Raw genomic sequence first — 13097 nt, forward strand, 5'->3', positions numbered from 1 at the left:
TGATGTAGAATTAAATCAATTTAGAAAATACTTTTTATTGTTTGGCTGCAACGATGGGAACGAATGAGGTGGAAGCGCGATGAGATATGCCGGCAAGGAAATTCCTGTGCTTTTCTCCGTGGATGTGTGTGTGGCTGGCGGCGGTCCATCAGGCACGGCGGCAGCGGTCATGGCAGCCCGGAATAATGCCAAGACCGTGCTGGTTGAGCGGGGCGTGGCCCTTGGCGGACTGGCGGTGCTGGGATGCGTTTATCCTTTTATGGATACTCATGCCCCGGACAGTGACACCCCTTATGTGGCGGAGGTCAAGGAACGATTGCGCAAGCATGGCATTGAACCACTTGATGGCGTGACGCAGCAGACCTGGTACAATCCTGAGACCTTGACGCTTATTTATGATGAGATGTGCGCTGAAGCAGGCGTGGATGTCCTCTTCCAGACGGTGGTGGTGGATACCGTGGTGGAGGGCAGCAAGATTATGGCCTGCATTGTCCAGACCATTGCCGGATTGGCAGCCATCCAGGCCAGGACTTTTATCGACTGCACAGGGGATGCTTATCTTTCCCGCTCTGCAGGCGTTCCCTATGAGCAAGGCTATGAAAAGACCGGGAACAACCAGCCTCTTTCCTTCCGTTTTGAAATGGGCGGCATCGATATTGAGCGGCTCTATCAATATGTGGCAGTGGAACTGAAGGAGGACTGGTGCAAGTCCAAGCCTCCTTACTTTGAGATAGCCGAGGCCATGCATCGCAAGCAACGGTATAAACTGGAAGAACTGATGGCCAAGGGGGTGGTGAACGGGGAAATCACCCAGGAAGAGGCGGAGTACATGCAGGCCTATACCATCATTGGCAAGAACGGCGTCATGAGCATGAACTGCCCGGAAATTCCCGTGAAGTTCAAGGCCACCGATCCGGTGTTCTACAGCAAGGCTGTCGCCTATGGCCGCCGGATGATGCATCATATCGCCAATTATCTGATCCGCCACCTGCCCGGTTTCGAAAAGGCGTTCATCAGCCGGGAAGCGGCTATGTTAGGAGCCAGGGAGTCCTGGCGTATCTGTGGCAAGCACTATCTGGTGGAGGAGGATTACCACAACCAGAGCCGTTTCCCTGATGCTGTCTGCCGTACCGCCTGGTTCATCGATGCTCATGGGGAAAAGGTTTCGGAGAAACTGCCTCAGGGTGGCTATTATGAGATTCCCTATGGCTCATTAGTGACCGAAGAAGTAGAGAACCTTATTGTGGCAGGACGCTGCATCAGCGCCAGCTTTATTCTGCAGGCTTCCATGCGCATCCAACCAACCTGTATGAGCATCGGCGAAGCCGCAGGCATTGCAGCAGCCTGGGGGATTCAAAAACACATCGCCGTGAATGAAATCGTCTGGGAGAAGATTCCTGCTGAAAAACGTAGCTATGTCAGTACATAAACGAAGCAAAAACAACTCTTGCGGGAAATTAGGAGGATAAAGTATGTCAATTACAGGTATCTTGTTGCTGGGGGGCTTTGTGGTGGCGGCTTCCCTTATGGTGGCCAGGATATTGCCTGCATTGCTGGCGCTGCCGCTTATGGCGGCGTGGATTGCTTGGTGTGCAGGTCTGCCTTTTTTGACCTGGGCCAATGAAGTCCTGTTGGGGGGAGCCCTCAGGCTGTCTTCGGCCATTGCATTGGTGGTCTTCGGCGCCATGTTTGCCAAGGTCATACAGAAGACGGGCATTTCTGACGCCATCATCAAGAAGGCTGCAGAAATGGCCGGAGATCGTCCCATTGCCATCGCTTTCCTTATGCTGGCGGCCACGGCTTTTGTGTTCACGGGCATGAGCGGTTTGGGAGCCGTGCTGATGGTTGGTTCCATCGTGCTGCCCATCATGACCAGCACGGGGATTACTCCTTTGGATGCTGCCGCTATCCTGCTGCTGGGCATCAATCTTGGACTTATGGCCAATATTGCCAGCTATGGCACGTTCATTGGCATTTTTGGCAGCGAAGCTGCGCTGTATTATTATTTTCCCGGTATTGCCATCGCAGCTTTGGGAGCCATTGCCTACATCCTGCGCAATGTCCCCAAGGGCAATGGGGAGGGAGGTTCTCTGCTGGAACTGGCAGCAAGTGTTCTGAAAGGCATTGTCTCGATTCCTGTGAGTCTGTGTCAGGGATTGGGAAGCGTGTTTTCCGGTGGTCAGGATGGTCTGGTCAGAAAAAAGAAGGAGCTGTCTCCAGCGGCGCTTATCGCGCCGGTGCTGCCCTTGGTGTTTATCGGCTGTGCCGGTATGGTCTTCGGTTTGGGAAGTCCCAAGAATGGCGCTCTTGATCCGGTGGCTGCCGCGATCCTGGGCTTTCTGGTGTCAGCTCTCTATGCATCCCTGATGACACGGCCCGGCCAGACCATCAATCTGATGGCAGGCGCTTTTGTGGAGGGCATTCAGGATGTGGCCGGGGTGCTATTCTTGTTTATCGGCATCGGCATGCTGGTGACGGCTACGGCCCATCCGCTGGCTGCCCCGGTGCTGAATCCTGTCCTGACCTCCATCCTGCCGGAATCCCTGACAGGACTCTTGTTTATCTTTGCCCTGTTTGCGCCGGCGGCCCTTTATCGGGGGCCCTTCAATATGTTTGGCATGGGCGCGGGGATTGCCGCCATCCTTCTGGGATTCGGCACATTCCCCCCCGAGGCCCTTTGCGGCATGTTTTTGGCCGTGACCTATGTTCAGGCCGTGACAGATCCCACCAATTCCCATAACACCTGGATTGGCGGCTTTACCGGCGTGGATACGGCTGTGATCTTGCGGCGCATTTTGCCTTACAGCTGGGGCATGTGCATCCTGATGCTGCTCTGCGTAGCCTTTACCCATTGAGCATACGAGGAGGGAGATAGATGCGCCAGGTGAGGATTGGCATCGATGTAGGCGGCACCTTTACCGATGCTGTCGCCATTGACAATGATACCTATGAAATCATAGCCCAGGAAAAGATTCCGACCACTCATGGAGCAAAAGAGGGGGTGGCAGAGGGAATCATCACGGTCCTGCAGAATATCCTGGAAAAAAATCATATTGCTCCGGAAGAGGTGGTATTCATCGCCCATGGTACCACTCAGGCAACTAATGCCCTGCTGGAAGGTGATGTGGCCGTGACCGGGGTGCTGGCCATGGGCAGCGGTATGGAATCAAGTCGCGCCCAGACCGCCAGCGATGTGGGGAATATTCTCCTGGCCCCGGGAAAGTTTCTTTCTGTCCTGCATGAATATGTGGAGACAGAGGATGCGACAGCTGCGGCTGACCAGATTCGGGAGAAACTTGCAGCCTTGCAGCAGGCTGGTGCCGAAGTCATTGTGGCTACAGAATCCTTTGGGGTGGATGATGAGGCCAACGAAAAGTTTGTGATGAAGATGGCCCGGGAAATGGGGCTTTATGCCACGGGGGGCCATGAGGTGTCCCAGCTCTATGGCCTGCGCGTCAGGACGCGGACGGCAGTGGTCAATGGCAGCCTGATTCCGAAGATGATGGAAACGGCAGATATGACGGAAGCTTGCGTCAAGCGCTCCGGCATTTCGGCCTCTCTGATGATCATGCGCTGCGACGGCGGTGTCATGACGGTGGATGAAGTCCGCAGGCGGCCTATCCTTACCATGTTGTCCGGGCTGGCAGCTGGTGTGGCGGGTGTCCTAATGTATGAGCGCCTGTCCGATGGCATCTTTCTGGAGTCCGGCGGCACCTCTACAGATATTTCCGTGGTGAAGGACGGCCGCGTCATGGTGCGCTACGGCGAAGTAGGCGGGCACAAGACCTACCTTTCCTCCTTGGATGTCCGCACCCTGGGCGTAGCCGGCGGCAGCATGATACGGGTGGAAAGGGGAAAGATTACCGATGTAGGGCCCCGCAGTGCACACATTGCCGGGCTGGCTTATGAGGTCTTTTCCCCGGCACTGGCTGATCCTCATCTGGAGCTGGTGGCGCCACTAAAAGACGATGCACCGGTCTATGCCTCTGTCGTCGGCAGTGACGGGCGCCGTGTTTCCCTGACACTGGCCGGGGCCGCCAATCTTTTAGGCAGCGTCCCCGAAAATGATTATGTCAATGCCGGAAAGGCAGGACGGGAAGCCACCAGAGTTGCCTGGGGAGCACTGGGAAAGGCCCTTGGCTGCAGCGCAGAAGAAGCGGCACAAAAGGCGATGGATATAGCCGCAGATAAGATCTGGGAGATCGTTGCCCGTCTGATCCGTGAGTATGAGCTATCGCCTCAGGTTCTTTGTCTGGCCGGGGGTGGCGGCAGCGGCGGCGTTATCGTCCCCTATCTGGGCAGGTGGAAAGATATCCGCTGGAAGATCGTGAAAAATGCCCCGATTATCTCCACCATAGGCGTAGCAATGGCCATGGTGCGGGAAGTGGTGGAACGCACGGTGGTGCAGCCCTCGGAGGAAGATATCCGAGCCATTCGCCGGGAGGCCATGGAGAAGGTCCTGCGTTCCGGAGCTCAGGAGTCTACTGTGGAAATTGCCATCGAGATTGACCGGCAGGCCAATATCCTGCGGGCTGTGGCCATGGGAGCCACCGAACTGCGCAAGCACGAAGGGGCAGAGAGGGCGCTTTCGTCAGAGGAGCTTCAGGCCCTGGCGGCGCAGTCTATGGAGCTGCCCCCTGAAAATGTCAAGGAATCTGCAGCGGCGGGAGCATGGCATGTTTTTGATGGGCAGTACAAGAAGCGCATCCTGGGGCTTATCCCGGTCAAAAAGCATAAGGTGCGTGTGCTGAACCGACATGGTGTAGTGTGCCTCCAAAGGGAAGCCCTCGGCGCTATTGTCTGTACCAAGGCAGAGCTGGAGGCGGAACTGAAATCCCTGCTGGAGGATACCGTGGAATACGGAGCGACTGGCGGCGAACTGCCGGGGCTTTTCGCCTATTATGGGGAAAAACAGCTGAATCTCAGCGGCCTTGCCAGCCGGGAACAGGTGCTGGATCTCATGAAGTTGGAAGCAGAGCTCCTGCCGGAGGATGAGAAGATCATTGTGCTGGCAGTGCGCTGATAATTTGACGATCAGCCGATCTATAGAAGGGAGAATATATGAAAATACGCAAAAAGACAAAGACCTGGCTGGCTATCGCTGTGGCAGGCTGGCTGTCGGCTTCCGGATCTGCTGCCGCAGAGGATCAGACTTATTATGGCTGGGGAGATGGCAGCAATACAGGGAATATATCCGATGTGAACTGGGTTTTGGATCAGGATTACGATCATTACGGCGGCCATCAGTGGTTTTTCAATGCCTATACCCAGGAGGGGACAGTTTCAAACAGTACCTTGACGATAAATGGGGGGACTTACACAGTCGATGGGGATACCTCCGCTGGCTCGGGTAAATACTCCAACTACTTTTACGGCGGATTCACGCGGAATAATGGCAGTGCCATTGGCAATGGTATTATCATCAATGACGGCAATTTCGTCAATAAATCCGGAACAAAGCAATCGGCTGGCATTTATGCCGGCAATGCCATGGATAAGGGATATGCTGCCTCGGATAACTACGTTACGGTGAATGGGGGAAGTTTTGAGGGGCAGACCTTCATTGCCGCAGGTCTTGGCAATAGAGGCAGCGATGCCATAAACAATCGTGTCACAGTCAATGACGGTACATTCGAAAAGGGCGTTTACCTTTTTGGGGCACGCGCTTATAGCACAGGCAATACCGACAATAATACGGTAACGGTAAAGGGTGGCACCATTGGCGGCTACCGGGCGTTCATCTGGGGCGGCAAGGCCGATGATGGCGATGCGCGCAGCAATACGGTAAATCTTGCGGGAGGGGCAGTGGCTGACCTGGCTTCCAGTGAAAGCATCTATAAAGAGACTTTCACCGAGTACGAGCCAGGTGATGCTGAATTCTATGGCGGCTACACCCTTAATGGGAATGCCATCAGCAACACGGTCAATATCAGTGGCGGCTCCATTTCCACCAGCGGCACAGGGCTGGTATACGGCGGCTACTCCCGCACGGGCAATGCCAACGATAACACGATAAATGTCTTTGGCGGCAGTGCAGCGAGCAAGCTGACTTTGCTTGGCGGATTCGCTGCTGCCGGGAATGCCTCGGGCAATACCATAAATCTCCTGGGCGGCTCCGGGAACGGGGAGGTATACCTGCATGGCGGCATGACCATGAGCAGCACGGGCAATGCCACCGGCAATAAGGTTGCCATTTACATTCCGGCGAAACTGATGGATGTCTGCGGTGGTGTGTATCTGACAGGGAATAGCACGGATGGCTTTGGTTATAACATCACAAATGGCGGTGACCTGCGCACGGGCAATGCGCTTTATCTTGCCTCGTCAGGGATAAGGGCCAATAATATCTATAATTTCGAGACGGTGGCGTTCCATTTGCCCGCATCTTATCAACCCGGCAGCAATATGCTGACCATAACCGGTACCGCTGATACGGACCTGACGGGTACAAGACTGGTTTTGTCCGCAGCAGAAGGGGCATCTCTTGCACAGGGCCAAACCATAAATCTTATTTCCTCCCAAGGAAACATTCTTTATGACGGTCAGAATACCGGCACGCTGAAGCAGGGGATTTCCCTTAATTACGGCTATACCCTTAGCAATGATTCCCACAATCTGCAGGCAGTTTTAGGGGAGGCGGAGGTCAATCCGGAGACAAAATCCCTGGTGGAGACCCGTGCGGCGCAGGCAGGCTTTCTGAACCAGGGGGCAGATCTGCTGGCGGCAGATGGTCTGCATCAGGCAGAGAAGGCGTCCCGGACCGCTGGCACTGCTGCCGCGGGCGAATGGTCGCCATTCTTTGCCACCCAGGGCGGCAAATACCGCTATCAGACCGGTTCTCATGTGGACAGCCGTGGAGGCAGCGCCATCCTGGGCATAGCCAGGGAGGTCAGCAATAAAAACGGCAGACTCCTTTATGGCCTGGCCGGGGAATACGGCAAAGGCAGATATGACAGCTATAGCGCTAATCTGCACGGCAAGGGGGATAGTGATTATGCCGGGGCTGCGCTCTTTGTCCGGCAAAAGGACAAGGAAGGCATGTATTACGAGGGCAGTCTCCGCGCCGGCAAAACCAAGGCAGATTACAGCTCCCGGGATTTTACGGGATATGCAGGCACGCCTGTTGGTTATGATACCAACAGCCATTACTGGGGGGCGCATCTGGGGCTGGGTAAGATCATGAGCCTCAGGCAGAACAATGAATTGGATGTTTCCCTCCGCTATTTTTACAGCCATACAGGCAGTGATTCTGCCCGTTTGAGCACAGGCGAAACCTATGATTTTGCTGCCGTCAGCAGTCATCGGGTAAGACTGGGGGCCAAGCTGACTCATGCCTTCAATACGGAAAGCAAAGGCTATTTGGGCGCTTACTTCGAACATGAATTTGACGGTGATGCCAAGGCTGCCGTGGCCGGATACAGCACAGCCACACCAAGCCTCAAAGGCAACAGCGGTATATTGGAAATCGGCTGGCTGCATCAGCCGAAAAATAGCAATTTCACGCTGAACCTTGGCGTGACTGCAGCCTGCGGCAAACAGCGAGGAGCGGCGGGCAAGGTGGGCCTGATGTGGAAATTCTGAGGCTAAGTCACAAATCAGAGAAGGGAGAAAATTACATGCGTCAATACATTTTTGCGTACAGGCGAAGGATAGCTGGGGGAAAGAACATTATTCTTGCAGGAATCACAACTTTGCTGGTTTTGTTTGGTTTTGGAAGTACATCCAGTGCGTCGATTGCAATCCATGATGACAGGGCTGCGGCAGGTTATTGGACAGAGCGGAATCCGAATGGGGATGCACTGTACCTGACACAGGATGAGATTATTTCCGTCAATCAGGCGATGCGGGAGAAAACGTCAAGTTTGACGGATCTGCTGAGCTATCCCCAGACGGTTGATGGTGCAGAGGTGAAAGAGTTGATCCTTAGCGCGCAGCAGGATTTCCGTGGGGAAAAAGAACCCGGCGATCATTACGACAAGGGCGGCATGATGATCTCTCAGGAAGATTACAATGCGGCACAGGACAACTGTAATCTGGAGGCCGTCCCGGCGAGCACCGCTATCTGCTACGGCGTAGTTACCATGCGCACCGATATGCGCCTCCTGCCAACCAGCAAATACTATTTCGATGACAAGTCCTTTCAGCATTATGACGATTTGCAGGGCACGGCTCTTGACCCTTGTGAACCGCTGCTTGTCCTGCATACCAGCAAGGATGGTGCCTTTGCGTTTGCTATCGGCCGTTACTACAAGGGCTGGGTAAGTATTGGTGCCATCGGCTTTGCGGAGCGGGCAAATTGGGAAAAATATGTGTCGCCTAAAAACTTCCTCGTGGTGACGGACCATAAGAAAAAAGTTCATGTGGGGGGCACCTGGGATGTCCTCTTCCAAATGGGCAGCATCATTCCGCTGAAATCAGCCAAAATGCGGAACGGTGCCTATCAAGCCATCGTTCCTGTGGAAGTAAATGGTCACCTTTCAGAAGCCAGGGTCGCCATAAAGGCAGACAATACGGTAAATCCCGGGTATCTTCCCTGCACGCCGAATAATTTCGTGCGTCAGTCCCTGAAGTTTTTAGACGATGTCTATGGTTGGGGCGGCATGGAGGAGAGCGTTGACTGCTCTTCCTATGTGCAGGATGTCTACCGTTCCATGGGAATCCTGATTCCCCGTGATGCCGACCAGCAGGAACTAGCCATGAATCATTCCGTATCCCTGGAGGGGCTTGATAAAGCTGCCCGCTATCAAAAAGCAGCGGAGGCACCTGTTGGCGCACTGTTCTTCAAGCCAGGCCATGTGATGCTCTATCTTGGCAAAGATGACAAAGGCACACCTCTGGCAATTCATTCAATCAGCAGCTATTTCACTTTCCCTGGCGGGAAGGCTCAAAAGCATTACATCCGGCAGGTACTGATTTCCGATTTCACGTTTCAAAACGGCAAGGCTGTTCCGACTATTGATGGCATGACTTCAATTGGAAGTTGTTTCTAGACTTTTTATAGGGGGATGATAGAAATGAAATTTGATATCAAAAAGAAAATGATTGCAGCTGCTCTTGCCAGCGCGGTAACAATCGGTGCGGGAATCGGTGTATCTCCTGCGTATGCTGCTCAGTCGGACAGGGAGAGCATTGCTCAGGTGGCTCTCTTGCAATCCCTGGCTCAGGGATATTTTGGCGGTACGGTTACGGCCGGAGAGCTTCGTACGCTTGGCGATACGGGAATCGGAACTTTCGAGGGACTCAACGGCGAGATGATCGTACTGGATGGCAAGGTCTATCAGGCCTTGGGGGACGGACGTGTCATTGTTGCTCCTGACAAGACAATTATTCCTTATGCCACAGTGACTTTCTTTGACCAGGATATTGCCATCAAACTTAAAGACATCAAGGATAAGGCAGAATTTGAAAAGATTTTGAATGAGGCGGTTCATAAGCATGGAGCCAACAGTTTCTATATGGTAAAACTGCATGCGCAATTTGATTCCGTTCTGTTCCGGAGTGAATATGGCAGCAAGGAGCCGTATCCAACACTAGTAGAAGCATTGAAGGGCAAACAGACGGAGTTTACTGAGAAAAAAATAAACGGCACATTGGTGGGCCTGTATTGCCCCAGCTATATGGGAGAACTCAACTCCGTGGGCTGGCATTTCCACTTCCTTTCGGATGACAAGCAAAAAGGCGGCCACATTTTGGAACTATCCCTTAAAGAAGGGAAAATCTATTTGGACAAGACGGATAAGTTCACTATGATCCTGCATGATGACAAGAAATTCCATGACATCAATCTAGCCAAGGATATGAAGGAAGATATCCGCAGTGCGGAACAGGACACCAAGAGCAATTTGCAAGAGAAAAAGTAAGTGGAGGTCTATTTATGCGTAAAGACCTTAGGAAAATCATTTGTGGTGTGTTTTGGGCAGCCAGCCTGACCGTTTCTTTTCCTGTGGATCTGACCTTGTTTGATATGCAGACGGGCAAGGATGTGTAAGGAATTCATAATAGGGGCTGCGTTATCACAGCCCCTTCAGTCTTAAAATATGGCCTTATCTAGCAGAGGGGAGGGGGAGATCGTGAGAGCGTTACGGATGATTACGTTTTTTGGCCTGGTTCTATGATTATTGCTTCGCCTGGCGGCTTGTCTAGCCAATCCACTGACTACGGAGGAGGAAGTTGCCAGCGGCCGCATTGGCACATGGCCAGGTTCCTTGTGCCCGATACGGCTATGATTACAAACTCACGGTGGCCACCTTTGAAACCGGCATGGCCGGGGTGAGTACGGGACAGTTTGACATGGGATTCTGCGCCGTGGAATATCAGCCGGAACGGGCCGAGCATTATCTGTTCTCGGAAAAGACCTGCGAAGCTGACTGCGTGCTGGCCGTTCGCTCCGATGGCGATACCGGGCTCAGGCTAGGGCAGATTCTTCGCCAGAAATTTCAGGATACCTTCCTGTGGGAGGACAGATGGAAACTCTTCGGCCAAGGCCTTCAGCTATCCTGATGAGCTGTCCGGGGGCCAGCAGCAGCGGGTGGCCATTGTCCGGGCCCTGGCCATGGAGCCGGAAATCCTCCTTTTGGATGAGCCCACCTCGGCGCTGGACCTCACCATGACTGGGGAGGTGGAGGCCGTTATTAGGAGGGTAGCCGCCTCCGGTGTCACTATGATGCTGGTGACCCATAGCATGGAACTTGCCCAAAGGGTTTCTACCCGCATTCTTTACTTGGATGAGGGAGGCATATACGAGCCTGCAAATAAAAAGTCAAGCATAAATTTCGGAATGGAGTAAATTTCTATGAAGTGATTTTATGGCACGACAAAAAGGCTGCCGCAATGCGTCAACCTGTAAAGAATTTTCTGAAATTGTTATTATTCCAAAGGTAAGCTGCTTAAGTATTCCTTGACTTTACCAAAGTAGATTCGCAGGAACTTATTTGCTCCGGCTGTCATGTAAACGTAGTAGGGCTTACCCTCATCACGTTTTTTCACCATGAATCTGTATACAGGGTCGTCTTCTGGTTGTAGCTTAATCAAGACATCCATTATGAGGTATAACGTTTTTCTCAGATATGGAGACCCATGTTTAGTGGTGTGAACGCTCTTTTGGGCATAGTCACCAGATTCATTAACTCCAGGGTCTACACCTGCAAAGGCTGTAAGCTGACTGCGCTTGGTGAATTTATGCACATCGCCAATCTCGGCAATGAGCTGTGGGCCAAGAGTCGTTCCTACGCCGAACATGGACATAACAACAGGATATTCCGGCAGTTTGGAAGCTAGGCTATCCATTTGTTGACGAAGTTCCTCTACGGCCTTGGAAATGGCATTTAGCTGTTCTACAGCCTGATGGATAAACATTTTCGTCATATCATCTTTAGGTAATATGGCAATCAGTTCCAACGAAGCATCACGTATTTCCTTTGGCTTGTCAGGCTGGAAATTATAGCCGTGCTTTTTGCACCACTTCTGGTACTTGTCTGTAAAGGAAGACAGGCTGATATTGCAAACACAATCCACATGCCAAAATTTTTCGATGAAGTCTATCCACTTTTCGCTGCCATCTGGCCGCTTGGGGCTGGTGAAGAATTTATTGGCTCCCGGATAGGTTTCATCAACTAAGGCTATTAAATTGTTTTTGTATGCCGTCTGCTGCTTCTGGTAGAAGCTCATCTGGCGGTTCATGAGTTTGAGCTGTGTACGTATTTTATCCATAGCTGTATACTGACGCAGCTCAGGCCATTTGTCAAGGGCGTAGCGTGCAATCTTCTTTGCATCAGCTTTATCTGTTTTGACGCGGCGCAGGGAGTTGTTATCGAAGTTCTTGATTAACTTGGGGTTCACAGCACTAACAAACAGGCCGGCACCAGAAAGCCAGCGAACCATTGGTTCGTAGTAGCGGCCTGTGTGCTCCAAGACAACGCGGCATTCGCCGTCTAAGGTATTTAAATAATTCACGAGGTCGTTCATGCCGCTTTTAGTGTGACGTACCTCAAAAGGTTTGGCTACTGTCTCACCAAAAGGCTTTACTACGGCAACTGTGCTTCTGCCTTTCGAGACATCAATCCCTACTGCGTTCATGTACATCGCTCCTTGAAGATAGAATTGCAATGGCGAACCATACTCCTCATTGCCGATTCAATCTCCTGTGGGTTGACACGGACGCATCTGGAAAGATAGCCCAACCTGCATAAATCGAACAGCTGGGAATGAGAGGATGGTAAACAGACTCGTATACGGACATGTAGGTCCTAGGAGGAATCCCGTCTAACCATTACCTCACTATTTTACCAGCTTAAACAACGAGGTGGATAGGAACGGTAGCTATCCGTTTCCAATCCATAGTTCTATTGTAGGAGGAGGAACGATTGATGAACAAAATAGGAAAAATGTTTGCGATGCTTGTCTTTTGCCTGACGGTGGTGTTATCTTTGGGAAGTATATCTGCCGCACATTTAGAGGCCAGCGAGGCGTCTCCGGATTGGGTAAAATTGCTCCCTGCCGCCAAAAATGCAGACCAATTGTTTATTGTGGCAGGTGTGGGGGAAACCACGGCCTGGGTATCCTTGCACGAAAAGGATAGTAAGGGCCAGTGGCAGCAGGTTATGACCACACCGGGCTATATCGGCAAAAAGGGCTTGGGCAAGACCAAGGAAGGCGATGCCAAGACACCGGTGGGCGTTTTCCATTTCAATAAGGCCTTTGGTATTGCCCCGGATCCTGGCAGCATCATACCTTACACCCAGGTGGATGAAAATATCTATTGGTCCGGGGATGTGCGTCCCGGCATGAAATACAACGAGATGGTGGATATTCGTAAGTTCCCAGGTCTTAACAAAGAAGACAGCGAACATATTGCCGATTATACGGTGCATTATGTCTATTGTCTGAATATCAGCTACAATGAGGCAGGCACACTTGGCAAGGGCTCGGCTATTTTCCTACACTGCATGGCGCCAATGAAGCCTTACACTGGCGGCTGTGTGGCCATTCCGCAGGATAAGATGCGCTTTGTCCTGCAGACAGTGCGTCCTGACTGCGTGGTGCTGATCGATTCCCTCAAGAATATTGCCCCGTCTTTAGCAGATGCTTGGGGCATTTGA

At 52.4% G+C, this 13097-nt stretch carries 9 protein-coding genes and 2 pseudogenes; 10 read left to right on the forward strand and 1 reads right to left on the reverse strand.

The genetic code is table 11. The features are described from left to right. The first annotated feature begins 79 nt into the window (after positions 1–79). The 9 genes and pseudogenes from SELR_RS16200 to SELR_RS16235 all read left to right on the forward strand — a co-directional run. Positions 80–1429, forward strand: a complete 1350-nt coding sequence (locus SELR_RS16200) for an FAD-dependent oxidoreductase (protein ID WP_014431133.1) — start codon at positions 80–82, stop codon at positions 1427–1429. Between the two features lie 43 nt (positions 1430–1472). Beyond that, positions 1473–2855: a transporter gene (locus tag SELR_RS16205; protein WP_014431134.1), complete on the forward strand. Its 1383-nt coding sequence runs from the start codon at positions 1473–1475 to the stop codon at positions 2853–2855. A 20-nt stretch (positions 2856–2875) separates the two neighbouring features. Then, positions 2876–5023 carry a hydantoinase/oxoprolinase family protein gene (locus SELR_RS16210; protein WP_014431135.1) on the forward strand — a complete coding sequence of 716 codons (2148 nt, stop codon included), beginning with the start codon at positions 2876–2878 and terminating at the stop codon, positions 5021–5023. 467 nt (positions 5024–5490) lie between these two features. Continuing rightward, positions 5491–5931 (forward strand): annotated as a pseudogene (locus SELR_RS19575) (autotransporter domain-containing protein); the annotation flags it as partial. 474 nt (positions 5932–6405) lie between these two features. Continuing rightward, positions 6406–7581, forward strand: a complete 1176-nt coding sequence (locus tag SELR_RS19580; protein WP_419789608.1) for an autotransporter outer membrane beta-barrel domain-containing protein — start codon at positions 6406–6408, stop codon at positions 7579–7581. 110 nt (positions 7582–7691) lie between these two features. Then, positions 7692–8990, forward strand: a complete 1299-nt coding sequence (locus SELR_RS16220; protein ID WP_050992834.1) for an NlpC/P60 family protein — start codon at positions 7692–7694, stop codon at positions 8988–8990. Positions 8991–9014: 24 nt separating this feature from the next. Further along, positions 9015–9860, forward strand: coding sequence for an acetolactate decarboxylase (gene budA, locus SELR_RS16225; protein ID WP_014431138.1), 846 nt, complete (start codon positions 9015–9017; stop codon positions 9858–9860). A gap of 310 nt (positions 9861–10170) precedes the next feature. Beyond that, positions 10171–10500: a transporter substrate-binding domain-containing protein gene (locus SELR_RS16230; protein ID WP_014431140.1), complete on the forward strand. Its 330-nt coding sequence runs from the start codon at positions 10171–10173 to the stop codon at positions 10498–10500. Further along, positions 10481–10744: pseudogene (locus SELR_RS16235) on the forward strand (ATP-binding cassette domain-containing protein); the annotation flags it as partial. The gene SELR_RS16230 and the pseudogene SELR_RS16235, both read left to right, overlap by 20 nt. 122 nt (positions 10745–10866) lie before the next feature. On the opposite strand, the gene SELR_RS16240 reads toward SELR_RS16235, so the two are convergent. Continuing rightward, on the reverse strand, positions 10867–12075 hold the full coding sequence (locus tag SELR_RS16240) for an IS110 family RNA-guided transposase (RefSeq protein WP_014424435.1): 1209 nt from the start codon (positions 12073–12075) through the stop codon (positions 10867–10869). Positions 12076–12365: 290 nt separating this feature from the next. On the opposite strand from SELR_RS16240, the gene SELR_RS16245 reads away from it, so the two are divergent. Further along, positions 12366–13097, forward strand: coding sequence for a L,D-transpeptidase family protein (locus tag SELR_RS16245; protein ID WP_014431142.1), 732 nt, complete (start codon positions 12366–12368; stop codon positions 13095–13097).

This window comes from Selenomonas ruminantium subsp. lactilytica TAM6421, assembly GCF_000284095.1.
Lineage (GTDB): Bacteria > Bacillota > Negativicutes > Selenomonadales > Selenomonadaceae > Selenomonas_A > Selenomonas_A lactilytica.